The 23,625-nt window shown below is 47.1% G+C and carries 23 protein-coding genes; 11 read left to right on the forward strand and 12 right to left on the reverse strand.

Annotated features, from left to right (window positions below; genetic code table 11):
• Positions 1 to 108: 108 nt before the first annotated feature.
• A complete protein-coding gene (gene tyrS / locus PN462_RS04885; RefSeq protein WP_272126892.1) occupies positions 109 to 1,332 on the reverse strand; it encodes a tyrosine--tRNA ligase in 1,224 nt (407 codons plus the stop codon).
• Between the two features lie 275 nt (positions 1,333 to 1,607).
• Here tyrS and PN462_RS04890 point away from each other — a divergent pair, with 275 nt between their 5' ends.
• Positions 1,608 to 3,539 (forward strand): transglycosylase domain-containing protein, encoded by a 1,932-nt coding sequence (locus tag PN462_RS04890; RefSeq protein WP_272126893.1) that lies wholly within the window; start codon positions 1,608 to 1,610, stop codon positions 3,537 to 3,539.
• A 90-nt stretch (positions 3,540 to 3,629) separates the two neighbouring features.
• On the opposite strand, the gene PN462_RS04895 is transcribed toward PN462_RS04890, so the two are convergent.
• Positions 3,630 to 3,947 carry a DUF1825 family protein gene (locus PN462_RS04895; RefSeq protein WP_272126894.1) on the reverse strand — a complete coding sequence of 106 codons (318 nt, stop codon included), beginning with the start codon at positions 3,945 to 3,947 and terminating at the stop codon, positions 3,630 to 3,632.
• A 221-nt stretch (positions 3,948 to 4,168) separates the two neighbouring features.
• On the opposite strand from PN462_RS04895, the gene PN462_RS04900 reads away from it, so the two are divergent.
• The 4 genes from PN462_RS04900 (at position 4,169) to PN462_RS04915 (ending at position 8,688) form a co-directional block, all read left to right on the forward strand.
• Entirely contained in the window at positions 4,169 to 4,564 is a 396-nt protein-coding gene (locus tag PN462_RS04900) for an NINE protein (protein WP_272126895.1), read from the forward strand.
• A 409-nt stretch (positions 4,565 to 4,973) separates the two neighbouring features.
• Complete coding sequence (locus tag PN462_RS04905; RefSeq protein WP_272126896.1) at positions 4,974 to 5,453, forward strand: ComEA family DNA-binding protein; 480 nt, start codon at positions 4,974 to 4,976, stop codon at positions 5,451 to 5,453.
• A 243-nt stretch (positions 5,454 to 5,696) separates the two neighbouring features.
• A complete protein-coding gene (locus PN462_RS04910; RefSeq protein WP_272126897.1) occupies positions 5,697 to 8,087 on the forward strand; it encodes a heavy metal translocating P-type ATPase in 2,391 nt (796 codons plus the stop codon).
• A 124-nt stretch (positions 8,088 to 8,211) separates the two neighbouring features.
• Entirely contained in the window at positions 8,212 to 8,688 is a 477-nt protein-coding gene (locus tag PN462_RS04915) for an FHA domain-containing protein (RefSeq protein ID WP_272126898.1), read from the forward strand.
• 127 nt (positions 8,689 to 8,815) lie between these two features.
• On the opposite strand, the gene PN462_RS04920 is transcribed toward PN462_RS04915, so the two are convergent.
• The gene (locus PN462_RS04920) at positions 8,816 to 9,094 is read right to left on the reverse strand and encodes a hypothetical protein (RefSeq protein ID WP_272126899.1); all 279 of its coding nucleotides are present in this window, start codon (positions 9,092 to 9,094) and stop codon (positions 8,816 to 8,818) included.
• A gap of 286 nt (positions 9,095 to 9,380) precedes the next feature.
• On the opposite strand from PN462_RS04920, the gene tmk reads away from it, so the two are divergent.
• The 4 genes from tmk (at position 9,381) to PN462_RS04940 (ending at position 13,238) form a co-directional block, all read left to right on the forward strand.
• Positions 9,381 to 10,007 (forward strand): dTMP kinase, encoded by a 627-nt coding sequence (tmk, locus tag PN462_RS04925; protein ID WP_272126900.1) that lies wholly within the window; start codon positions 9,381 to 9,383, stop codon positions 10,005 to 10,007.
• Between the two features lie 25 nt (positions 10,008 to 10,032).
• A complete protein-coding gene (holB, locus tag PN462_RS04930; RefSeq protein ID WP_272126901.1) occupies positions 10,033 to 11,007 on the forward strand; it encodes a DNA polymerase III subunit delta' in 975 nt (324 codons plus the stop codon).
• A 48-nt stretch (positions 11,008 to 11,055) separates the two neighbouring features.
• Complete coding sequence (locus PN462_RS04935) at positions 11,056 to 11,934, forward strand: metallophosphoesterase (protein ID WP_272126902.1); 879 nt, start codon at positions 11,056 to 11,058, stop codon at positions 11,932 to 11,934.
• Positions 11,935 to 12,128: 194 nt separating this feature from the next.
• Positions 12,129 to 13,238, forward strand: coding sequence for a histidinol-phosphate transaminase (locus PN462_RS04940; RefSeq protein ID WP_272126903.1), 1,110 nt, complete (start codon positions 12,129 to 12,131; stop codon positions 13,236 to 13,238).
• Between the two features lie 183 nt (positions 13,239 to 13,421).
• Here the strand turns inward: PN462_RS04940 and PN462_RS04945 are convergent, their stop codons facing one another.
• Positions 13,422 to 13,877 (reverse strand): hypothetical protein, encoded by a 456-nt coding sequence (locus PN462_RS04945; RefSeq protein WP_272126904.1) that lies wholly within the window; start codon positions 13,875 to 13,877, stop codon positions 13,422 to 13,424.
• Between the two features lie 42 nt (positions 13,878 to 13,919).
• Positions 13,920 to 14,567: a GNAT family N-acetyltransferase gene (locus tag PN462_RS04950; RefSeq protein ID WP_272126905.1), complete on the reverse strand. Its 648-nt coding sequence runs from the start codon at positions 14,565 to 14,567 to the stop codon at positions 13,920 to 13,922.
• Positions 14,568 to 14,974: 407 nt separating this feature from the next.
• Between PN462_RS04950 and PN462_RS04955 the strand changes: the two genes are divergently transcribed.
• Entirely contained in the window at positions 14,975 to 18,514 is a 3,540-nt protein-coding gene (locus PN462_RS04955; protein ID WP_443029061.1) for a response regulator, read from the forward strand.
• Between the two features lie 161 nt (positions 18,515 to 18,675).
• On the opposite strand, the gene PN462_RS04960 is transcribed toward PN462_RS04955, so the two are convergent.
• The 4 genes from PN462_RS04960 to PN462_RS04975 form a co-directional block, all read right to left on the reverse strand.
• Positions 18,676 to 19,338: a Na(+)/H(+) antiporter subunit B gene (locus PN462_RS04960; protein WP_272126907.1), complete on the reverse strand. Its 663-nt coding sequence runs from the start codon at positions 19,336 to 19,338 to the stop codon at positions 18,676 to 18,678.
• On the reverse strand, positions 19,338 to 19,904 hold the full coding sequence (locus PN462_RS04965) for a DUF4040 domain-containing protein (protein WP_272126908.1): 567 nt from the start codon (positions 19,902 to 19,904) through the stop codon (positions 19,338 to 19,340). The genes PN462_RS04960 and PN462_RS04965 overlap by 1 nt, the downstream gene beginning before the upstream one ends.
• A complete protein-coding gene (locus PN462_RS04970) occupies positions 19,897 to 20,181 on the reverse strand; it encodes a monovalent cation/H(+) antiporter subunit G (RefSeq protein WP_272126909.1) in 285 nt (94 codons plus the stop codon). The genes PN462_RS04965 and PN462_RS04970 overlap by 8 nt, the downstream gene beginning before the upstream one ends.
• A gap of 79 nt (positions 20,182 to 20,260) precedes the next feature.
• On the reverse strand, positions 20,261 to 20,512 hold the full coding sequence (locus tag PN462_RS04975; RefSeq protein ID WP_272126910.1) for a hypothetical protein: 252 nt from the start codon (positions 20,510 to 20,512) through the stop codon (positions 20,261 to 20,263).
• Between the two features lie 84 nt (positions 20,513 to 20,596).
• Here PN462_RS04975 and PN462_RS04980 point away from each other — a divergent pair, with 84 nt between their 5' ends.
• On the forward strand, positions 20,597 to 20,755 hold the full coding sequence (locus PN462_RS04980) for a hypothetical protein (RefSeq protein WP_272126911.1): 159 nt from the start codon (positions 20,597 to 20,599) through the stop codon (positions 20,753 to 20,755).
• Positions 20,756 to 20,949: 194 nt separating this feature from the next.
• Here PN462_RS04980 and PN462_RS04985 read toward each other — a convergent pair whose 3' ends face one another.
• Genes PN462_RS04985 through PN462_RS04995 form a run of 3 tightly spaced genes read right to left on the reverse strand, consistent with a single transcriptional unit; the run spans position 20,950 to position 23,107 of the window.
• Positions 20,950 to 21,339 carry a cation:proton antiporter gene (locus tag PN462_RS04985; RefSeq protein ID WP_443029062.1) on the reverse strand — a complete coding sequence of 130 codons (390 nt, stop codon included), beginning with the start codon at positions 21,337 to 21,339 and terminating at the stop codon, positions 20,950 to 20,952.
• Positions 21,306 to 22,775 carry a cation:proton antiporter gene (locus tag PN462_RS04990; protein ID WP_272126913.1) on the reverse strand — a complete coding sequence of 490 codons (1,470 nt, stop codon included), beginning with the start codon at positions 22,773 to 22,775 and terminating at the stop codon, positions 21,306 to 21,308. The genes PN462_RS04985 and PN462_RS04990 overlap by 34 nt, the downstream gene beginning before the upstream one ends.
• Positions 22,772 to 23,107, reverse strand: coding sequence for a cation:proton antiporter subunit C (locus PN462_RS04995; RefSeq protein ID WP_272126914.1), 336 nt, complete (start codon positions 23,105 to 23,107; stop codon positions 22,772 to 22,774). Before PN462_RS04995 ends, PN462_RS04990 begins: the two co-directional genes overlap by 4 nt.
• Between the last annotated feature and the right edge of the window lie 518 nt (positions 23,108 to 23,625).

The raw sequence follows: 23,625 nt of genomic DNA on the forward strand, positions 1-23,625 counted from the left end.
CCTCCATCTCCCCTATCTTCCCCAACTCCCAACTCCCAACTCCCAACTCCCCTTTGTGTCCTTTGTGTCTTTGTGGTTCAATTCCCCAACTCTCAACTCTCAACCCCCCTAAGCCACCAAACGGACAAATTTCTTCTTGCCCACTTGTAACACCTTATCAAGCAATTCCTCCGCCCCCTGAAACTCTAAATTCTCATCGGTCATTTTCTCCCCTTCTAACCGAACCGCCCCGCCTTTCACCTGACGACGGCCTTCACCACTACTCTTACACAGGCCACTCACATTGAGGAGATAAAATAACTTCACCGGAAACTCAATGTCCGCCAAAGAATATTCCGGGACGGCCTCAGTCTTAATTTGTTGCCCCTGGACTAAGGCTTGAGCGGCTTTTTGGGCTTCTTTCGCGGCCTCCTCCCCATGATAGTGAGAAGCCACGGTTCGGGCGAGTAATTTCTGTTGTTCTCTGGGGTTTTCTGGGAGTTGGTCAAGGGGTAAGTTGGTTAACAGTTCACAATACTGATGTAAGAGTGCGTCGGGGGTTTTCTCTAACTTGGAATACATGGTTAGTGCGTCCTCGGTTAACCCCACATAATTATTCAAGGACTTGGACATTTTATGCACTCCATCAAACCCTAAAAGTAAGGGTAAGAGTAAGCAAAATTGGCGTTTTTTGCCGAAATAACGCTGTAAGTCTCGTCCCACCAGTAAATTAAATTTTTGGTCTGTTCCTCCTAACTCCACATCGGCCTCCACGGCCACCGAGTCATACCCCTGCATGAGGGGGTAGAGAAACTCATGGAGATAAATGGGATTTTCTTTTTCAAAGCGTTCTGAAAACCCCTCTTTGGCCAACATTTGCCCAACTGTCATGGTGGAAAGCAGATGCAAAATTTCCTTTAAATCTAAATGGTTTAACCATTCGGAGTTGTAGCGAATTTCTAAGCGGCCTGGGGTGTCAAAGTCTAACACCGGACGGAGTTGATCTAAGTAGGTTTTGGCATTCTCTTTCACCTGTTCTGGGGTTAATTGACGACGGACTTCAGATTTTCCGGTGGGGTCGCCAATTTGGGCGGTAAAATCTCCAATAATTAAAACGGCAGTGTGTCCGGCATCTTGAAACGCCCGCAATTTCCGAAAGGGAATACTGTGGCCAAGATGGAGATCAGTCCCTGTGGGATCAATGCCTAACTTGACTCTCAGGGGGCGATCCAATTGCGTGAGGAATTGGCTAAAATTTTCTTCAGGTTCGTTAGAATCGAGATCATTGGGGAAAATTTCGCTGATTCCCCGAAACAACCCCGCTAGATTTTCGGTCAATTGAGCATTAGACATTTTGCGATCGCGCCTATGAATCCTCTAAATTAAAAATTTCACGTTAAAATCGTCAGATAACCGTGACGGCAATGGCATCTGCGCTAAGTATTATATATTGTTTCCGTAAGGAACGACTTTTGCGCTGCCCCCCTGCCCTCAATCATGTAAAGTATTGAGAATCATGTAAAGTATTGAGAATCATGTAAAGTATGGAGAGTGATTCTGGAGTCCGGCCAAAACTGCCAGCTTTCCTTTGAGGGATGTATTTTTTTGAGTGAGGAAGTGTAATAACCGTGGCGACTACAAGCACCGTTCGACAAAAAAAAGGTGAGCCAGAACAGGCTCAACGCCCCCTGCTTCAGTTTATGCTAGGAACGGCAAAATATGCAGGTGGCACGATCCTCGGCGTGACCATGTTAACCAGTTCCGTGGTGGCCGGGGGGTTAGTTGGACTGGCAATTAGTTTCCGTAACCTCCCGGATGTGCGGGTTTTACGGAACTATGTCCCCACTGAAACCAGCTACATCTACGATATTGAAGGAAAACTCCTCGACAGTTTGCACGGGGAACACAATCGAGAGGTGATCAAACTCGATGAAATTTCGCCGGAGTTAAAACGGGCGGTGTTAGCCATTGAAGATAGTCATTTTTACCTACACGAAGGCATTAACCCCAATAGTGTTGGTCGGGCTTTAATGGTCAACATCCAATCCGGAAATGTGGTTGAAGGGGGGTCAACCATTACCATGCAGTTGGTGAAAAACCTCTTTTTATCTAGGGAACGAACAGTGAGTCGGAAACTGGCTGAAGCGGTTCTGGCCATTCGCGTTGAGCAAATTTTCACCAAAGACCAGATTCTAGAAATGTACCTCAATACCATCTATTGGGGGCATAACAGTTACGGGGTAGAAACCGCCGCCCAAAGTTATTTTAATAAGTCCGCCAGTGAATTAAGCCTAGCAGAAGCCACCATGATGGCCGGGTTAATTCAAGCCCCCGAAGATTACAGTCCCTTCATTAACTATAAAGAAACCAAACGGCGACAGTCCCTCGTTCTGCAACGGATGGAAGAAGTGGGCTGGATCACCGCCCAGGAAGCCGAAGAAGCCAAAACTACCCCCCTTCTCTTGGGACAACCCACCGCTTGGAAAAGTAGTGAACTGCCCTATATTACCGAAGCAGTAGTGGGTGAATTACAACGACGGTTTGGGGAAGATGCCCTGCTGAAAGGAGGAATGCGGGTGCAAACCACCGTGGACTATGACTTCCAGAAGATGGCCGAAGAAAACGTGGCGGACGCGCATCAAAAATTGCGATCGCGCGGCCTCTACGCCGACCAAGTAGCCCTCGTCGCCGTGGACCCCCGTACCCACTTCGTTAAAGCCCTCGTCGGCGGCGTAAACTACAAAGAAAGCCAATTTAACCGCGCCATCCAATCCCTCCGACAACCCGGTTCAGCCTTTAAACCCTTCGTCTATTACACCGCCTTCGCCAGTGGAGAATACACCCCCGGCAGCACCGTAGAAGACACCCCCGTTCGCTATCGAGACGGGTCCGCCTACTACGAGCCCCAAAACTACGGCGGCAGCTTCGCCGGGCCCATGAGTATCCGGGCCGCCCTCATTCAATCCCGCAACGTCCCCGCCGTCAAACTCGGACAGTCCGTCGGCCTCGACAACGTTATCGAAGTCTGTCGCACCCTCGGCATCAAAAGCCCCCTAGACCCCGTAATCTCCCTCCCCCTAGGGGCCATCGGCATCACCCCCCTAGAACTCGCCGGGGCCTATGCCACCTTTGCCAGCAACGGTTGGCATTCCGACCCCACCATCATCGTCCGGGCCACCGACAGTAGCGGCAACGTCATCCTCGACAACACCCCCAAACCCCGACAAGTCCTAGACCCCTGGGCCACCGCCTCCCTAACCGCCGTCCTCAAAGGAGTCATCAACGAAGGGACCGCCACCAAAGCCCAAATTGGCCGCCCCGCAGCCGGAAAAACCGGAACAACCACCTCCGAACGGGACGTTTGGTTTGTCGGCTACGTCCCCCAACTCTCCGTCGCCGTCTGGATAGGCAACGACAACTATCGCCCCTTGGGGGCAGGAGTTACCGGAGGAGGTTACGCCGCCCCCATCTGGCGAGACTTCATGGGCGAAGCCCTCAAAGACGAACCCGTCCAATACTTCCCTGCCGCCTCCAAATTCCCCAGACCGTCTAAACCCTAACCCCATCCCCCCTGTGTACTAAACTCCCACAACCCAAATCCCACCCTCAAAACAGGTGGGACAAGAAAAACCCATCAAACTCAGCCTTCCTTACTCAGGAAGCTCAGACTTCATCCGTTCTAGAGTCATGTGCATTTGGTCAAACATCTGTTGCGGCGTAATCCCAAATTGATTTAACTGGGTTTTTAACTGTTGAACCGTCATCTGAGCCATAAAATCATCCGATAACTCAAAACGCTTCATAAAAATGCGATAACGCTCCATCAACGCTTCCATGCGTTCGATATAGAGTTTTTTCCCTTCTCGGTCAAATTTTCCGTATTCGCCCCCAAGCTGCATCAAGGACTGATAATCCTCAAAGAGTTGCTTTGCCTCTTGCTGGACGACTTCCGAATCAAAAAAAGCCATGATTCCTCAGCGATAAATGAAAAGTCTTGTCAATCAATTATATTAAAAACTGTCCAATGAGTAGAACAGCTTATTATCATTGTAAAGTAGGCAAAAGCAAGGGGACAATTCGGTTTCCCGTATCTGGGGGTAGCGGTCAAACCCCTCCCATCTCCTCCCCCCCCGAACGTCCCATCATTCCCAAACAGTGTAGGTTGGCAAAACAAGGATAGACCCCCCAAGTGTTTGAGCAATTGTGGCAACAACCGAAAAATCAAAAAATCGCTATTCTCTTAGCCGTCGTAGGAGTCATCACCCCCATCGCTGGCTTACAAAAATTTTATTTAAGACAACCCCGTTGGGGCATACTGTATTTGCTCCTCTTTGCAACCCCCATCCCCCATATTGCCAGCGTTATTGATGTCTTTTGGTATTTCTTCCTTGATCAAGAAAAATTCCAACGTCGCTTCAACCCCGAACTCGCCGAAGCAGACCCCCCTCCCACCCCCACTACCAACCCAGAAAACATCGACCTCGTAGCCCAAGGCTTACGACAACTCGAACAACTCCGTCAAGAGGGCTTATTAACCGAATACGAATTTGAACAGAAGCGTCGTCAGTTGTTGAATCAGATTTAGGTTGTTGGTTCTTTGTTATAGATTTTTTTACCTTCAATACTTGACAAAATACAAAAACTATGCAGTAAACTTCAGACTCTTTCAGCCAGACAACAAAACTTAAATTTTTGTATCCTATCCCTTGACAAAACGCAAAATCTGTACAACGAACCTCCCCCCCTCTCAAAAACAAGCAAAAATCCCAACAACTCCTCAAAATTCTCCTTAACCCTCAACCTCCTCCCTCTCACAGTCAACCCCCTTCGTGTCCTTTGTGTCTTTGTGGTTCAAACAACACCCCTAGAACTCCAGGTTATAATTGCCAAGACCTCTGTGGTTCGACCCCTAACCCATCGTGCAAAACTGGTTCACAACAGCCAAAAAACTTTCCCAAACCCTCAACCCCAAAAGGGCAAAAATTCGAGGGAAAATGCAGCGTGACCCGTATTATCGCTTGCAATCTTGGGACGAAATCGAGATTGCTGCCGAATTAGGACTGAAAATCGACGTAAATCGGGCAACCGTCGATGATTGGTTGCGTTTACCCGGTCTTTCCATTCACCAAGCCAGAACCTTAGTAGAACTAAGCGGCACAGGTGTACAATTCCTCTGCCTCGAAGACTTGGCCGCAGCCGGAAATATTCCCCTCAGCCACCTGCAACGCTTAGACCCCTTACTTCAATTTATCTACTACGACCCCGATAGTGTACTCTTTCCCCAAAAAATTAACCTCAATACCGCTACTGTCCAACAATTAGCGAAAATTCCCCAAATTACAGACCAATTTGCCCAAAGCATTGTCAAACAACGACAACAACAGGGAAAATATCGCAATCTCGCTGAGTTCCAACAACGCTTTACCCTCGACAGTGACTTCCTCCGGCAACTGATGCACTATCTACACTGTTGATTTTTGTAGTCAGACACTACGTTTCGGTATCGGTGAGCATTAAGATAGATAGCGAGGGGATTGTGGAGGGGGGAGATGGGGGAGATGGGGGAGATGGGGGAGATGGGGAAGATGGGGGAGATGGGGAAGATGGGGGAGATAGAGAAAACTAACAATATTTTATTCCCTATTCCCTGTTCCCTGTTCCCCTTTTCACAAACAACAAATAACCAACAACAAAGAACAAATAACCAATAACCAAAAATGCAAGTTGTAGCGAAACCCCAAGACACCCAAACCCTAACCCCTCATTTAACCACCACAACCCTTGATGTGGGGGGGATGAAATGTGCAGGATGTGTGAATGCTGTAGAACGACAACTCAAGCGGAATGCGGGGGTGGACAGCGCACAAGTGAACTTGATAACCCAAGTGGCCGTTGTTCAATACGACGATAACACCGTTCAACCAGACGAACTGGCAGACCTTCTCACCTCACGGGGGTTTCCCTCCCAAGTGCGGCCTCCCCAGAGTCAAACGAAAGAGGCCGATAATTTAGCTCAACGTCGGCAAAAGGAAGAACGGGAACAATTGTGGCGACTGCTCACTGCGGCTATTCTGTTATTGGTTTCGGGTCTGGGCCATATTGAACATTGGGGCGGCCCAGAAATTCCGGTTTTAAGTAATATTTGGGTTCACTGGGGACTTGCGACTCTCGCGTTACTGATCCCTGGACGGGAAATTTTAGTGGATGGGGCTATTGGCATTAGATATGGCAACCCTAATATGAATACTTTAGTTGGATTGGGGACGTTAAGTGCTTATTTAGCGAGTTGTGTGGCTTTACTTTTTCCTCAGTTGGGGTGGGAGTGCTTTTTTGATGAACCTGTGATGCTGTTTGGGTTTATTTTCCTAGGACGGACGTTAGAAGGCCGGGCAAGAGGCCGTGCGTCTGCGGCTTTGGAAAAGTTATTGGCGTTACGGCCTCAAGTTGCGCGGTTGGTGGGAGACACAGAGAGTGAGGAGGAAACGGGGATTGAAATTCCGGTGGAGTTGGTGCGGGTTGGGGAGAGAGTGCGGGTTTTGCCGGGGGAAAAAATTCCGGTTGATGGAGAAATTATTGCTGGGACGACAACTGTAAATGAGTCTATGGTGACGGGGGAAGCAACTCCAGTACGAAAAGAGGGGGGGGAGTCGGTGGTTGCTGGAACAATGAACCAGTCCGGTGCAGTGACGGTTCAAGTGACCCATACGGGACAGGATACTGCTCTCGCCCAAATTATCCAAGCGGTGGAAGAAGCCCAAACTCGCAAAGCTCCGATTCAACAATTTGCGGATAAGGTGGCGGGATATTTTGCTTATGGGGTGATGGGGATAGCTTTATTGACGTTTGGTTTTTGGTATGTGCTGGGGACGAATATCTGGCCGGAGACGGTGGTGCAACAAGGGACCCATTCTCCCCTTTTACTGAGTTTAAAACTTGCGATCGCAGTTTTAGTCATCGCCTGTCCCTGTGCGTTAGGACTGGCCACCCCCACCGCCATTTTAGTGGGAACAAGCATCGGCGCAGAACGAGGTATTTTAATTAAAGGGGGAGATGTCCTCGAACGCATTGGCCACCTGAAAACCGTGGTCTTCGATAAAACCGGAACATTAACCCAAGGCCGGCCCCAAGTCACCGACTGTTTTACCACCCACCCCCAATGCAGCGAAGAATATTTAATTCAATGGGCTGCTACCGTGGAAAGTGGGGCCAACCATCCCCTGGCCACCGCACTGCTAGAAAAAGCCCAACAGTTAGAACTTCCCCTCCTGAAAGCCCAAGAGTTTCAAACCGAAGCCGGGTTAGGGGTATCTGCCCATGTGGACTGGGAGGGCGATTTTCAGCCCATACAGGTGGGAAACGAGGACTGGATGACCCAACAGGGCGTAACGCTCCCCAACGCCTTAAATGAGCAAATAACCCCCTATTTAAACCAAGGCAAAACCGTGATTTATGTGGCGGTTAACGGCGCGTTACAGGGCGTAATTGCCCTCCAAGACCCCCTACGTCCAGAAGCTCGTCAAACGGTCGCTAAATTGCAAAATTGGGGCTATACCGTCCTATTATTGACGGGAGACCGAGAGGACGCGGCCCAAGCCATTGCGGCCCAACTGAAGATCAGCCACATTAAAGCCAAAATTCGCCCCACGGAAAAAGCCCAAATTATCCAACAATTACAAGCCAACACCCCCCACCCCATCGCTATGGTAGGAGACGGCATCAACGACGCACCTGCCTTGGCTCAAGCGGATGTAGGCATTGCCCTCCGCAGTGGCACAGAAATTGCCCTAGAAGCGGCAGGAATTATCCTCATGACTCCCCAAGGTCAAGGCCAATATCCCCTCGACAACCTCACCCAGGCCATTCAACTCGGCCTCGCCACCCTGCGTAAAATTCGTCAAAATCTCTTTTGGGCTTTGGGCTATAATGCTTTTGCTATCCCTATTGCTGCCGGACTGTTATTGCCGACTTGGGGCATTGTCCTCAACCCGGCCACCGCAGGAGGACTGATGGCCTTGAGTTCTGTCCTTGTGGTCACGAATTCCTTATTATTGAGACAGAGGGAGGAAGTCACTTTCTCTCATGGATTCTCAAGGAATATGACAAAATAGGAATGAAGGAAGTGACTGAGTTGACTCCCCAACTCCGCCAAGTTTTCATCTACCTAATGGGCTACCCCTTCGCCTTCAATGGTGGAGTCTGTCCCTGGACCGACTGTTCACCATTGTCCAGAATATGAGCAACGAGCAACATCATCAATCGCTAATGGCTGCCAAAAAGCAACAAGAGCATTTACTGATTATAGAAGACGAGCAGGGAAGACGCTCCATTCCGCTTGGAGACGCAACTTACTCCCTAGGGAGAGATCAGAGTTGTGATATTCCCCTTTCCTCCCAATTTGTCTCTCGTCGTCACGCTATTCTGAACCGACGCATCCGCGACGATGGTACGTCCTATTATCAGATTGTGGATGGAGACGAAAAAGGCAACAAGAGTGTGAATGGCCTGTTAATTAATGGCCGCAAAATGCCGAATCATAACTTAAAGCATGGAGATGAGGTGGTGTTTGGGCCGCAAGTGTTTGCCATTTATCAAATGCGTCAAAAGGAAGTTTCGGCCTCGGGTTCTTCGGATGATCCCTTTGACATCACGTTAATTGACCCAGCAATGATGCTTGGTGAAAATGAGGAGACGGGCCCCGATGAGTCTTAATGGGAAGAAGTTAAGAGAGAAACGGGGAATTAATGCAGGAGGGGAAGGGTTGACTGAGAGGCATTTGAGTTGAGTTCTGGCCTTGGAGTCAATCGTCTCCTGAACTCCGTTTCCTTAATTCCCCGGTTTAATGGACTTGTAATTCGGCTTTTTCTGCGATCGCTTGTTTTACCGTGTCAAACATTCGCCGACAGTGATTATTGACTTTGAGAGGGAGTTCCTCGTTTTTAATCACGCAATTCATGCGAACCTCTTGTTGATTGGTGTGAGACTTGTCCACTAAGGCTTCTACCGTAACGAGTTGGGTGAAAGACACCCGACCGGGAATTTCTCGCCCCATCATATAGTCATCGGTATCGTAAACAATTTCAAAATTGCACGATCGCAGCACTTCACTGATCAGCATCAGGAAGTTTTCTTGGGAAGCTGGAAATTGGAAAGAACAGACATAGCGAGCCATATCAAACAACCTGACCCTAGAACATCACATCTTTGTCCGACTCTCCCATGATATCGAATCCTTGGGAAGAGCCGTCCTGAATCATGAAAAAATGACTCATAGACCCCATGACTCTGTTGACTCATTCAAGGGATGACACCGTTGATCCGGATTAACCCCCCTAGAGTCAAGCCTGGAGAGTCAAGCCTGGAGACTCAATCATGACCTGACCGTTAGCACAAGGATAACAAGAATGACTGGAAAATTCATTGTTTTTGAAGGGGGAGAAGGGGCCGGAAAAACCACACAAATTCAGTACACCGAACAATGGCTGAAACAGCAGTGCGGTGAGGATTTTCCCGTACTTGTCACCCGTGAACCCGGTGGGACGGACTTAGGACAACATCTCCGTCATCTCCTGTTAGAACAGGGGTCTCCCCAAAGTCGCACTGAACTTCTATTATATGCGGCGGATCGGGCCCAGCACGTGGAAGAAATTCTCAAACCTGCTTTAAGCCAAGGGACGGTGATTTTGTGCGATCGCTATACCGACTCCACCATTGCCTATCAGGGCTATGGCCGCGGCTTAGACCTAGATTTAATCCAAACCCTCAATTTCATAGCCACAGGAGGCTTAGAGAGCCATCTGACGCTCTGGTTAGATGTCCCGGTCCCAGTGGGATTAGATCGGGCCCAGCAACGGGGAAAGCGCGATCGCATCGAACAAACCCACCTAAACTTCCATCATCGCGTCCATCAAGGCTTCCTCACCCTCAGTCAACAACACCCCCACCGCATCACCCGCATTAATGCCAATCCCCCCCCCCAACTCGTCCATCAGCAAATTAAGGAAAAATTAAGATTTGTTGTTGGTTGTTAGTTGTTGGTTATTTGTGAAAAAAACAATGTCCCCCTTTGAAACCCTCATTGGTCATCAAACCAGCATCGAACTCCTGAAACAAGCCGTCGCCAAAGACCGGATTGCCCCTGCTTACCTGTTTGTGGGGTCTCCGGGGATTGGACGACGACTGGCCGCCCTAGGATTTAGTGAACTCCTCTTACGGCATAATATCCCCCCCGACAAACATCCCCTCATCCATCAAAAACTCACCGCCCAAAACCACCCCGACTTCCTCTGGGTGCAACCCACCTATCAACACCAAAATCAACTTCTCACCGCCCAAGAAGCCGCAGAATCAGGATTAAAACGGAAAGCCCCCCCGAAAATTCGCATTGAACAAATTCGGGACATTGGCCAATTTTTATCACGGCCTCCCCTCGAAGCAACCCGCGCTGTTGTTGTCATCGAAGATGCCCACACCATGGCCGAAGGGGCAGCCAATGCCCTGCTGAAAACCTTAGAAGAACCTGGCAGAGCAACTATTATCTTAATTTCCCCCAGTGCAGATGCTTTATTACCCACCCTCGTCTCTCGTTGTCAACGTATCCCTTTCTATCGACTTGCAGAGGCAGAATTGCAACAAGTATTAGATAATTTGGGCAGAGAGGAGATCAAGCAGGATGAAACCTTATTGGCCATAGCCCAAGGGAGTCCAGGGGCGGCCATTTTAGCCCAAGAACACCTGCAAACTATTCCCCAAGACTTACTTAACCAACTGTTGACTCCCCCGAAAACGGCCTTAGCTGCCTTGCAACTGGCCAAAGAACTCGATAAAACCCTAGATACAGAAGTCCAACTCTGGCTTATTGATTATCTGCAATATCGCTATTGGCATAATCAACAAAGGGGACAACTTGAGGGGGGTTTTGTCCGTCAACTGGAACAAGCGAAGAAAAATTTACTCGCTTATGCCCAACCTCGATTAGTCTGGGAATGTACTCTGTTAAGTCTGATACCGCGATCGCGCGATCGCGTCTAACCTATTCACACCTTTCATCGACTGATTTATTTTTAATTTCAAAATCTTATGGCAAGGGGGAAACTATCACCGCACGCGACAAAACCAAATCCGTTAACTCCGATTTGGTTAGAACCACTCACCATCGAACGGTTAACCATTGAAATTCCCAACTTACCTTCCTCGTTGGAGGGGAAGAAAATCGTGCAACTCACTGATTTGCACTACGATGGCAAACGGTTATCCAATGAACTCCTCGAAGAAACCATCACCGCAAGTAACCGAGAAAACCCCGATTTAGTGGTTCTCACCGGTGATTATGTCACGGATGATCCCTCCCCAGTCCACCAACTGGCCACCTATCTCAAGGAATTAAACAGTCATCATGGCACTGTGGCCGTTTTAGGCAACCACGATAATTATTTTCTCGATTCACGGGAAATGATTACCAAAGCCTTACAACGGGTGGATATTGAGATATTGTGGAATACTATTACCTATCCCTTCGGACCCAAATTACCCATTGTGGGATTAGCGGATTTATGGTCCGGCGAATTTTCCCCCCGTCCCCTCTTGGAACAACTTGATCCCGATCTCCCCCGCATTGTCTTATCCCACAATCCCGACACCGCGGCCTTGCTGAAACCCTGGCGAGTTGATTTACAATTATCAGGGCATACCCACGGGGGACAAGTGGTATTACCCAAGTTGGGGTCATTTCCGGTCCTGTTAGAACCGTTACGCAAAAACACCCCCAAATTGTTACATCCCTATATTCCCCTCCTCCGAGATTGTGCCAGAGTGGTGAAACATTGGGAATGGGGTAAGGGATATCACCACGTCGGGGAAAATCAATTATATGTGAATCGTGGGTTAGGAACTTATTTCCCAGGCCGCTTAAATTGTCCTCCTGAATTAACAGTCATTACATTAGTTCAAGATAATTAATTGGGATAATGGGTATTGGGTAATTGGTCATGGGTCATTGGTGATGGATGCTGCGAAGAAACCGGGTTTCTATTCAAATTTATCATCTGTTTTTACAGATTTGAGGAGAAACCTGGTTTCTGGCCGACTAACTTATCTGGTCAACCAACAACAAAGAACCAACAACAAAGAACCAACAACCAAGAAGAAAAGAAATGAAATTTATTCGCTCTGACTTAGCACAACTAAAAGCCTATACCCCACATCCGGGAGGAGAATCTACTAGACAAGTAGATCAATTAGATACTAATGAAAGTCCCTATGATTTACCGCCAGAATTTAAAGAAAAATTGGCTTGGTTATATCAAAATCAAGTCAAAAATAACCGTTATCCAGACGGAGGACATCAGGTATTAAAAAGCGCGATCGCAGAATATGTTACAGAAACAGCTAGTCTTAAAACTCCCCTAACTGCCCTCAAAATCTCCGTAGGCAATGGGTCAGATGAGTTAATTCGTTCTCTATTAATTGCCACCTGTGTCGGGGGAGAAGGAGCAATTTTAGTGGCGAATCCCACTTTTTCCATGTATGGCATTATTGCCCAAACTTTGGGTGTTCCCGTCCTGTCAGTCGAACGAAATCCAGATGATTTTTCTATTAACTTAGACCAAGCCAAAACCGCCTTAGAAAACACCCAAAATCCCCCCATTCGTGCCGTCTTTGTCGTCCACCCCAATTCCCCCACATCCAACGCTTTAACCCCCGCAGAAATTGATTGGTTGCGCCGTCTCTCGGAGGATATTTTAGTTGTTATTGATGAAGCCTATTTTGAATTTAGCCAAACCTCTTTAGTGGAGGAATTAGATGACCATTCCAATTGGGTCATTTTGCGGACATTTTCCAAAGCCTTTCGGTTGGCAGCCCTACGGGTAGGATATGCCATCGGCCATCCTTTGGTGATTACGGCCTTAGAAAAAGTCCGTCTCCCCTACAATTTACCCAGTTTTTCCCAACTGGCCGCCCAATTGGCCTTAGAACAACGTCAGGTCCTCTTACCCTCCATTAAAACCATCCTACAAGAGCGAGACAAGCTCTATGAGAAACTTTCCCAACTCTCTCCCCTAGAAGTGTGGCCCAGTGATGCCAATTTCTTCTATGTGCGGTTACGAGGGACTGATCTGGACTCTCCCAAATACAGTAAAATTCAACAAACCCTAAAAGCCAACGGTACATTAATCCGTCATACCGGAGGAGGGTTTCGCATCACTGTAGGTACACCCGATGAAAACCAACGCACAATTGCCCGACTCAAGCAGGTTTTGTGATTTTGTTGTTTGTTGTTTGTCGTGTAGAAACCGGGTTTCTATCTAAATTTATCTTGTTTGCCCACAATGTTGAGCAGAAACCCGGTTTCTTGATCCCAATTCCCAATTCCCAATTCCCAATTCCTAATTCCCAATTCCTAATCCCCAATTCCTAATCCCCAATTCCTAATCCCCAATTCCTAATTACCATTCCCCTTTCCTACGGACTTCTCGGACTGTCATGGGGAGTACACCAACGAGATGCGCGATCGCGCGATCGGGTAACAAATTCACCGTATCCGCATCAAACCAATTTTCAAACTGATTGAGAATGGTTTGCACTCGTTGGAGGGGATCAACCTTCTCCGTCACCTGTTTAAATAACTTGAGCCATTGTCGGCGCATCAAATAAGCCCGTTGTTGCTCGGCAGCATTTTGCGGCGGGACAATCGACCAATTCCCCACAGGTAAAATGGCCGTGACATCCGTATCAAACACACTACCCACCACCGCACCCGGCCCCGCAAACTCCGCGTGATGGGTTTTATAGATAATCAAGCCGTTTTTGCGACGACTATTCACCACAAAAACCTCATTCCCTCGTAATTTGACGAGAATGTCTTGAGGATGAGCCGTCCCATTGAAAAGTTCCTCAGCCATGCTTGATCTGTTTGATTAACTATCAACTCTCAACTGCTTACTTTAACCTAGTCGCTTACGGAGTAACAGGCGGCGGGGTTGCTTAAAGAGGAAATTAGCACAAGTATTCTCAACCTTCTCCGTTTCGTAGCCTAAAGAGCGATACAGTTGTTTCGCCTTCTCATTATTTTCTAAAACGTGCAGATAAATTTCCTGAAAGCCCCATTCTTGGGCAACGGGTTCACAACTTAATAATAACTGTCGCCCAATGCCTTGTCGTCGGTGAGTTGGACTCACCGCCAGATTAGAAATATAGGGCGATTGAACCGTCTCCATTTCCGGGAGAGTCGGCGATCGCAGGGCTAATTCCACAATTCCCGCAATTTCCTCCCCAGTCGAAGACAGGGGAGAAACCGGAGGCGCGATCGCAGTTAAACAAACATGATGGGGCGAATTGGCCAAAAACCGAGTTCGCAAATCCTCGTAGATCCCCAACCGCAAAAACGGATAAGCCAACATCATCAACCCCACCGGAGGGTGAAAACTATTGGCCAAAAGCTCCGCTAAACTGTGCAAATCCCCAAAACAAGCCATGCGAATCCTCATCGCCTTCCGTGCCGAAGACGTGAGAGGATGCCCAGAAAACCCAGTGGCAGGAACAGCAGCAGAAGCAGATAAATTTACATTCCCAGAACCATAGCAGGAGTCCACAATCACTCCAACGCAATATCTAACAGTGCAAAAAGAAACGCCCCAGAATATCAAGAGCGCGTTCATTAACGCCCATTGTAACGGCAAATCCGGACGAACTGCGACTCAGAATTCGATATTTTTGAATAATTTAATCCCTTTTTTACCGTCCGCCCCAAGCCTCACCCCCTAATACAGATGATCAGTTCATAGGTTAAAATAGGTTCAATTTGCTTTCTGTTAAGTTTTCGGATGCTTGGTGAGCAGGATAGTATTGTAAAAAGTACAAACCCACCCACTCAACCCAAAATTGGGGTGCATAACCGACGAGCATCATTGCCATGGGGAGAATATTTGCTAAAAAAGATGTGATGCAGTTTTCAGGTCTTGCCATGCCCTGGGATGCGCCAAAGCTAGGAGATCGGTGAATGGAGTCCCAAGTGAGTAAAAAGCCTAAAATTCTGGTAGTGGATGATGAACCAGATAACCTAGCCCTGCTTTACCGCACCTTTCGCCGAGACTACAAAGTTCTCACCGCAGAAAGTGGCCCAGCAGCCTTGGACATCTTGGCGCAAGACCCCGATGTGGCTGTAATTATCTCTGACCAGAGAATGCCCATTATGACGGGGACTGAGTTTCTCAGTCTCACGGCGGTACAATATCCCGATATTATTCGCATCATTCTCACCGGTTATACCGATGTAGAAGACCTCGTAGAAGCCATCAACAGTGGAAAAGTCTTTAAATATGTCACCAAACCCTGGGAAGCCGATGAACTGCGAGAAGTCGTCCGTCAAGCCCTCGATACCCATAATGTCTTAAAAATTCGCACCGAAGAACTCAGTCGTTCCCTCAAACGGGAATCCCTCCTCAACACCGTCACCAACACCATTCGTAATGCCCAATACGGACGCTTAGGCGACTCTCCCTTACAAGAAGTCCTACAAACCATTGTCAACACCGTCGGACACCTCCTCAACGTCGATATTTGCCTCTTACGGACTTTTGATGGAGATGATCTCGAGACCGATTTATTCAGCTATCAGAAAAAAACCAAAACCCCCGACCCAGAAAACCCCCAACCCCCCCTAGACCAAGACACCCTACAATTTACCGTCTGGGAAACCGAAGACGTAGAAGTCATTGCCGACTCCTCCACCCATCCCCGTTTACAAGACGACACCCCCCCCTGTGAACAGCGTCGGGCTGCCTTTGAAAAAGCAGGCATTCAACATAGCTTAGTTGTCCCCCTCATGTCCCAATTTGAACTCACAGCCGTTTTAGCCTTACATCGCTGTGACGAAGAACAAGCCTGGCAAGATGACGAAATTCAATTATCAGTGATGGTGGCGGATCAAGCGGCCTTAGCCATTTCCCAAGCCCGTTCCTATGAACAAGTGCAAGCCCTCGCCAAACGGGAAGCCCTTGTTAATACCATTACTAGCACCATTCGCTCCTCCCTCGATCCCCAAGAAATTTTTATGGCCATTACCAAGCAACTGGGGACCAGTTTAGATGTGGAGGGTTGTGCCTTATCCCTTTGGACCGAAGAAGACGAATATGTTCAATGTGTGGGCTTATATGACCGTAACACCGCCTCTGTGGATGCCACCAGTGATCCCGTTCTGGACCCCCCCCCCAGCGAGTCGGCGGCCTCACCCACCCAACTCCCCCAGTCTGTTGTCCCCATTGCCGGAAACCCCGTGTTACAGGAATTACTACGGACCCAGAAACCCGTGGTGGTGAGTGATATGGTTTCCCAAACCACCGAAGATTTCCGGGGAATTGATTTACCTTTACGCAACCCGGCCCGGGCCCTATTAGTTGTTCCTTTACTCGTGGATGGCAAAATTATCGGCAGCATTAGCTTACGCCAAACCCAACGGCCCCGTCGCTGGTCGAATGCGGATATTGACCTAGCCGAAGCAGTGGCCTCCCAAGCCGCGATCGCCGTACAACAGTCCCGACTCTACCAAAAAACCCGACAACAAGCCGAACGACTCATCGAACTGGACCGACAAAAAACAGAATTCTTCCAAAACATCTCCCACGAATTCCGCACCCCCCTCACCCTGATGTTAGGCCCCCTCGAAGCCTCCATTAACCGGAATCAGGGACTCCCCCCTGATCAAACCCAGATCGCCCTACGGAATGCCCGTCGTCTCTTGCGTCTGGTGAACCAACTGCTGGACTTACAACGCCTTGATGCGGGACGAATGCAGCCTAGTTTCCGGCCTTGTAATTTAGTGGAATTTGTCGAACAAATTGCCGAAACCTTCCGCCCCTACTGTCAGCGTAAAGGGTTAAATTTGGTCACGCAATTAGAGAATTGCGAGTCGGTTTATCTGGATATCGAGAAATTTGACAAAGTTCTCTATAATTTGTTGTCCAATGCCATGAAATTCACCGACACAGGGGGGACTATTTCCATCACCCTACAACCTGCCGGAGATCATGTCTGTTTACAAGTGAGTGATAGTGGCATTGGAATTTCTTCCTCCCAAATTCCCCATTTATTCGACCGTTTCCGCCAAGCAGAGGGGTCGGTGAATCGTTCCTATGAGGGGACAGGGTTAGGATTGGCGTTAGTGAAGGAAATTGTGCAGTTACACGGCGGCCAAGTGTCGGTGAAGTCGGTGAAACGGGGGGAAGAAAATGGTGAGAGTTCCTCTGGGACTACTTTTACTATCTGGTTACAAACGGGGACGGGTCATTTGCCAGGGGATCAGGTGTTAACTGTTCCCACTGAGATACAGTCCTCTCGGTCTGCGGTGGAATTAGCCGATTTAGAGGCAGAATTGCAGGAAGGGGAGGAAAGCCGGGCGATTGAAGAAATTGCCCCTCTCCCGGACGCAGAACCGCCGCCAGAGGACGTTTTAGAGGCTAGTACCAATAATCAATTAATTTTGGTGGTGGATGATAATGCTGATCTGCGGAGTTATGTGTCTTATATTCTTCGTACTTCCGGTTATCAGGTTTGTACTGCCCGTAATGGGGCTGAAGGTTATCGTTTGGCGGAAGAACGACATCCGAAATTAATTGTCAGTGATGTGATGATGCCGAAAGTGTCTGGACTGGACTTAGTGCGACGGATACGCGGTAATGAGGAATTACGGGGTGTTCCGATTATTTTATTAACGGCGAAAGCAGACGACACCAGTCGGGTAGAAGGAACCGAACAGGGGGCGGATGCTTATTTGTCTAAGCCGTTTAATGACCGGGAATTGTTGGCCAGTGTGCGGAATTTATTGGCCCTCAAGGAAAATGAGGAACGGGTGAAGGAGTTAAATACTTATCTCACCGAAGCGGTGTTACAGCGATTTTTACCACCGACTATTGTCCAACGGGCCGCGAAGGGGGAAATGCAGTTAACGTTAGACCCTGAACCCCGTGTGATTACGATTTTGTTTAGTGATATTGTGGGTTTTACGCAATTGTCGAATACTCTCCAATCTCAGGGTATTGCTCAATTGTTGAATGAATATTTGGAACGGATGACTGAGGTGGTTTTTGCTAATGGGGGAACGGTGGATAAGTTTATGGGGGATGCGATTATTGCCTTTTTTGGTGCGCCAGAGGAACTTTCGTTAGAAGAACAAGTGCAACGGGCCGTGAGGACTGCGAGGGGGATGTATCAGGTGTTAGATGAATTGAATGCTCGATGGCAGACCCAAGGGGTTATTGATGGGGAAATTGCCCCTCCGGTTCAGTTTCGCTGCGGTATCCATCAGGGGAGTGCTGTGGTGGGGTTGTTTGGTAGTGAACATCGGTCGGATTATACCGCGATCGGGCCGTCGGTGAATATTGCGGCCCGGTTACAAGAGGTGGCCAACGCCAATAGTATTTTAGTGTCTAAGACGGTGGCAGGGTATTTGAGTGGTGGGGAGATGGAGGCGTTTGGGGCGTTGAATTTAAAGGGAATTGAGGAACGGGTTGAGGCGTATTTGGTTCATAAAAATAATGGGTAATGGGTAATGGGTAATTGATAATGGGTAATGGCTAATTAATAGGACATTTTACAGGGTGACAACAGCTACCTTTATATACCTTGGGTTAAAACCCAAGGCTAATAGCTGAAACCCGTTTTAACGGGTTGATAGACCAATCAGAAATCTAAAAATTTAGTGGGCTACAATAAACCCCGATAGCGAATAAATAGCAAAATAACCGCCCAAGACCCCAAGGCCACCTTCAGTGCGACCAAAATATTTAAAATAGGAATCAACCCCCCACTCAGTAACGTTCCTACATTTCCTTGGGGTAACTCCCATCCGACTAACGTAATTCCGGCCAAAATGATAAAAATTAACACAGAGACCTTTTCCCAAGTGGCCGCATTCCATTTTTTGTAAATGCTTTCCATCCACTCAGAATTAGAGGTAATGGCAATTAACCCAATGGCCGTCCCTCCTGCAACCCCCGCAGCAAACCCTCCCCCAGGACTTAGGTGGCCGCGGATGGCCAACTCAATACTCACTAAGGACGCAATAGTAGCACCTAACCGGGCCAGAACAATTGAGGGGCCATCGGTAAATTGATAAACAGTCTCGGTGGGTTGTTCATCGGACAAGAGAAACTTTACCCCTAAAATGGCAATGGTAAACACAATTACCTCAAAAATCGTGTCGTAGAGTCGATTGCGAAAAATAATCCCTGATACTGCATTAGGAACTCCACTATCTTCTACAATGGCCTCTACAATAGAAAATTCTTCCCATTCTGCTGCGGGGTTAGGCATAATTAACATTTTGAGAAACAAGGCAATTCCTGCGGCCAAATAAACCCATTTCATTAATGTTTGTCCTCCTGATGGGATAAATTAATATAATTCAAAGTGGTGGTGGGTAAGGTGAGTTCATTTTGCATAATCTCAAATAAATGATGAACTCGGATAGCGGTTTGATAAATGAATTGGTGTTCTGATTCAGAATCTTGGGGGCTAATTTTAGTACAAGTTGCGTGAATTTCTTTATTTTTTAAGGCATTGTCTAAGGCTTCGGAATTGGGATAAGAGACTAACTCTAAGCGCAGATGATGTTCATTAACGACTTGGCGTAAATTAGCGATTAATTCAGTGAAATATTGTTCTTTTTCAGTGGCGACTTCTTCTAATATCCCTAACCGCATCACCAAGGAGGAACGCACCGCTACTACATACAGGGTAATGGCTAACATTGTACCAACAAGTGCTTCTGTTAAAGCCACATCTGCTGCCCCCAAAACTGCGTAAACTAGGGAGGCTACTGCCCCTAAAATAGCCCGAATGACTAGGGCATGATAGGGGTTGACTTGAAAGACTAAAATTAAGGCTGCTAAGGGTAATAAAGCAATAATAACATAAGTATAGATATCAATCATTTTGTGTTGTTTCTCCACTACTAGAACAGTAGGCCAAAACATAGCCTAATACCGTATTCCATATTGCTAGGGTAATGAGGGCTAATAGTAAGAGTGACCATTCACGAGGAATTTGGAGTAAAAGACCCATGACAATACTCATTGATCCTAATGTGTCGGCTACGGAAAGACTATGCAGTTTAAATAAAACAGAACGGTTGCCAACGAGGGGAAATGTTCCCCAAAACCAGAAGATAATGCCAATGATAATTAAGCTATAACTGAAAATGTTAGTCATAATTAAGCTGTGTTTCTCAAAAAGAAATAGGGAATAGTTCTACAAAAGTTAAGGTTGGGTTGAAATCTTTACTTTTCATTTAAATTTCATTCATTCGCCTAATTAAATGAGCTAATAACATTAATCCGGCATTGCCAACGCTTAAAATAATAACAGCAACGACACCAATTGGCCAGTCATCGCGTAATACAGAGACTACAAGCATCATAATTGAGGTTTTGGTGGCAATGCTGGCAAAGGCTAACATTTTCTGCCAAATATCATTATCTTGCCATGCTTCGTAAATGGGAATCAGCAAGGCTAAGATCATGGCAATTAAAATAAAGTCCATTAATGAGAAGTTGGGAGAATTAGGAATTATTGGGAAAATGTATCATAACCTTCTCTTAAACACAATGTAACTATATGCTGATTCATGTTTGGTCGGGGTTTGGAAACCACAGTCCTACTGATGTGCGGTAGGATTGAAGGCAGAGTGGGGGACTGGGAAATGACCGATGCTGTCTTGAAGCGCAAGTTTACGGTGACGGTGACAGAATACCAGAAAATGGCAGAGGTGGGTATTTTATCTTAGCGTCCCAAGAAGACCTTCGCTTTCAGCGACGGGATGAATGGCGACAGTGGGGTTAACGGGTTGACAGGAATAATATATCCTGTCAACTATTTCGACACTGACTTACATTTTTAAAATTCAACAAAATCCAGTACAATTGGGAGAGTTATCCCAACTGCAACCGGATATTACTAATTACTGGTAACAGTTACTAATTACTGATTCCGAGTGACTCGGTGAACTTCATACCAGCCTTTTTCTTGGTATTTTACCACAATGGTTTTAGGGGTAAAAGTAATGACAAAAATATCGACAAAAATCAGGCTAGGAGTCCTTCTGGGTTTCACTTGTTCACAAACAATTGTCTCCTCATTATGAGGAAAAAGCATGATTTCGATGGCCTCGATATAGGCTTGGGGAATGGCCACAATGATTTCCCATAAAACCCGTAACCAGTCCTTTAATGCACCTAAAGAAGTGCGATCGCGCGGTAATAACAACGCAATAGCAATCCCAATCATAATATTGGCTGGACTGAGGTCTGCCGTGAGTAAAAACCAGATAGCCAATCTTAGAATAATATTGAAAAGTGCGATCGCGTCCATACTATCCAAAAGAGTAAAAGTAACGTTAAGCTCATCACCCCCATGAGATGATCGATTTTTTCAACCGTCCGAGGTAACTTAATATTCAGTTTCCTAAAAATGAACCAATAGGACAACCACCCCAAGGCTATAGTTATTAAAGGTTTGACAATATTTTTCAGGGTATAAGCCTGATAATACACCCCATTGGCCGCGATCAGTCCCCCCAATAACAAGGCCATTGCCACCCAAAACCCCCATTGCACTTTTTTAGAGTGACTCTCTGTCGTGTCTTTGCTGTGAGGGAGAAAAATAAACTTCGCAAAGGAAATGGCTGTCCCCAAAGCCGCAATATTCATACCCACCACTTGCCAAGGTAAAAAGTTTTTACTGGTTAACACTTTAGCCCCAAACCCAGACAGGAGGGGAAACCCAGAGATCGAAAAACTGGCGACAATTAAGGCAACCCAAATCGAGGTCGGAATCGGTTTATAATGTAACTCCTTAAAACTGCGACTGGGTAAAATGCCCGCAATTAAAAACAAGGCCGACTTCACTAAACCATGGGTTAGGGCGTAAAATCCCCCCACTGCGGGGGCTGCTAAAACAAACCCTAACTGGGAAATGGTATGAAACGCCAGCATCCGCTTAGTATCCTTTTCAAAAACGGCGTAGGCAACCCCTAAAACGGCTGTTCCCACTCCAAAAAAGCGCACGATGGGGTCTAACTCCTCCAACAGCAGCGCACAGCGCACAAGGGGAAATACCCCCGCTTTCACCACCACCCCCGATAACAGCGCAGACACCGGACTGTCGGACTCGGAGTGGGTGAGAGGTAACCATAACCCAGAGACAAATATCCCCCCTTTGGCCAAGAGTCCGAGAAAAATAAATGCGATCGCTTCCGGTGGAGACCCTTCCAACCCCGCAAAATTAAACGAATGATGGGCCTTATATACTAAAACTGCCCCCACCAGATAAAACAACATGGCCACATTACTAACAAAAAGATAGCGCAACCCCACCCAAATAGAGCGGTCGGTGCGAGGGTAAGTCATGAGGAGAAAAGAGGCAATGCTAATGACTTCTAACGCCACATACAAACTGATAAAATCAGCACAAATAAACGTAGCATTTACACTTCCGTGTAAAAAGACCGCATTCATATAAAAAAATGCACTTTTTCCCGTTGGCCAACAGTAGAAAATCACCGCAGCCGTCACAATAGCATTGGTAATAATAAAAAAGCCACTGAGTTGATCAACGGCTAAACTCACCCCAAAACTATCCAATAATTGGATTTCCACTGGGGAGGCAGTAAAAAACACTTGTAAGGCATACCCCGTCGAAAGTAGAGCAACCCCTAAAGCCAGAAAACGCGCTGTTTGAGGAATTAAGTAGATGATAAACCCTAAAACAAAGGGAATGGCCATCCAAGCAACAGTAAGATTGGTCATGGTGTATTGTTTTCTTCAATAACTTGGGTTTCTAAAGTAGGGTTATCTTTGGATAATTTCATTACCCCGACTAACATTAAGGCTTGAATGGAAAAACCAATTACAATAGCAGTTAAAATGACAGCTTGGGGGACAGGATCAGCATAACTGACATCATTTTTTAGAGACAAAATAGGGGTAAAAACGCCATCTCTAGAGGAAACCAGTACATAATAGGCAATAACCCCTGTACTCATAATGTCCATGGAGATAATTTTCATGACCAAATTCTTTTTAAAAATAGTTCCTAAAAAGCCACATAAAACAGTGGCAAAAATAGAGGCTTCTAACATTTTTTATGGACTGTTCTTTATTATTACTTATGGGTTGTGGGTTAACTGTTGGCTGACAAGCAGCATACCACGATGCCCACCCTACAGGTACATCTAATGTACATCTAATGGACTGCCTAGCTTTAACCTTCCCTACTCCCGATTGTCTATGATCACGGGGATTATCCCTGTTGGGTGTTACCTTCCCTTGAAAATCAGAGGTTTCCCCGTTGGTATTGGCGTAGGGGAGGGGGGTTGCGGTGTGCCTAGATGGATTCGCGCTACTTTGCTAGCCCATCCCCGGCGACATTGCCCTCGGCGAGCGTTTTTCCGCCCTGCCCGGACGGTACTTTCCATGCAATTAAAGCACATTTTTGACGGCGGCTCAAACCGCACGGGTCGCTTTTCATCCCTGCCCGTGAAAAGTCAGGGCTTTCAAGCTCCCGATTAATGCGGTAAGTATTTATGACCATTAAGCTCTAAAGAGCTTACTACCAACGGATCAGTATGAATTGAATTGTTATTTGTTGATGGTTAAA

It is taken from the genome of Spirulina sp. CS-785/01 (assembly GCF_028330525.1).
In the GTDB taxonomy this organism is placed as follows: Bacteria; Cyanobacteriota; Cyanobacteriia; order Cyanobacteriales; family Spirulinaceae; genus JAQMSD01.

Coding starts and splice junctions, on each gene's coding strand:
- PN462_RS04980 (WP_272126911.1), top strand. CDS start 20,597: ATGTTTGGTCGGGGTTTGGAAACCACAGTCCTACTGATGTGCGGTAGG.
- PN462_RS04975 (WP_272126910.1), bottom strand. CDS start 20,512: ATGGACTTTATTTTAATTGCCATGATCTTAGCCTTGCTGATTCCCATT.
- PN462_RS04990 (WP_272126913.1), bottom strand. CDS start 22,775: ATGACCAATCTTACTGTTGCTTGGATGGCCATTCCCTTTGTTTTAGGG.
- PN462_RS04995 (WP_272126914.1), bottom strand. CDS start 23,107: ATGTTAGAAGCCTCTATTTTTGCCACTGTTTTATGTGGCTTTTTAGGA.
- tmk (WP_272126900.1), top strand. CDS start 9,381: ATGACTGGAAAATTCATTGTTTTTGAAGGGGGAGAAGGGGCCGGAAAA.
- PN462_RS04940 (WP_272126903.1), top strand. CDS start 12,129: ATGAAATTTATTCGCTCTGACTTAGCACAACTAAAAGCCTATACCCCA.
- PN462_RS04895 (WP_272126894.1), bottom strand. CDS start 3,947: ATGGCTTTTTTTGATTCGGAAGTCGTCCAGCAAGAGGCAAAGCAACTC.
- PN462_RS04960 (WP_272126907.1), bottom strand. CDS start 19,338: ATGAAATGGGTTTATTTGGCCGCAGGAATTGCCTTGTTTCTCAAAATG.
- PN462_RS04970 (WP_272126909.1), bottom strand. CDS start 20,181: ATGACTAACATTTTCAGTTATAGCTTAATTATCATTGGCATTATCTTC.
- PN462_RS04935 (WP_272126902.1), top strand. CDS start 11,056: ATGGCAAGGGGGAAACTATCACCGCACGCGACAAAACCAAATCCGTTA.
- tyrS (WP_272126892.1), bottom strand. CDS start 1,332: ATGTCTAATGCTCAATTGACCGAAAATCTAGCGGGGTTGTTTCGGGGA.
- PN462_RS04945 (WP_272126904.1), bottom strand. CDS start 13,877: ATGGCTGAGGAACTTTTCAATGGGACGGCTCATCCTCAAGACATTCTC.
- PN462_RS04955 (WP_443029061.1), top strand. CDS start 14,975: ATGGAGTCCCAAGTGAGTAAAAAGCCTAAAATTCTGGTAGTGGATGAT.
- holB (WP_272126901.1), top strand. CDS start 10,033: ATGTCCCCCTTTGAAACCCTCATTGGTCATCAAACCAGCATCGAACTC.
- PN462_RS04920 (WP_272126899.1), bottom strand. CDS start 9,094: ATGCTGATCAGTGAAGTGCTGCGATCGTGCAATTTTGAAATTGTTTAC.
- PN462_RS04910 (WP_272126897.1), top strand. CDS start 5,697: ATGCAAGTTGTAGCGAAACCCCAAGACACCCAAACCCTAACCCCTCAT.
- PN462_RS04965 (WP_272126908.1), bottom strand. CDS start 19,904: ATGATTGATATCTATACTTATGTTATTATTGCTTTATTACCCTTAGCA.
- PN462_RS04985 (WP_443029062.1), bottom strand. CDS start 21,339: ATGGACGCGATCGCACTTTTCAATATTATTCTAAGATTGGCTATCTGG.
- PN462_RS04905 (WP_272126896.1), top strand. CDS start 4,974: ATGCAGCGTGACCCGTATTATCGCTTGCAATCTTGGGACGAAATCGAG.
- PN462_RS04915 (WP_272126898.1), top strand. CDS start 8,212: ATGAGCAACGAGCAACATCATCAATCGCTAATGGCTGCCAAAAAGCAA.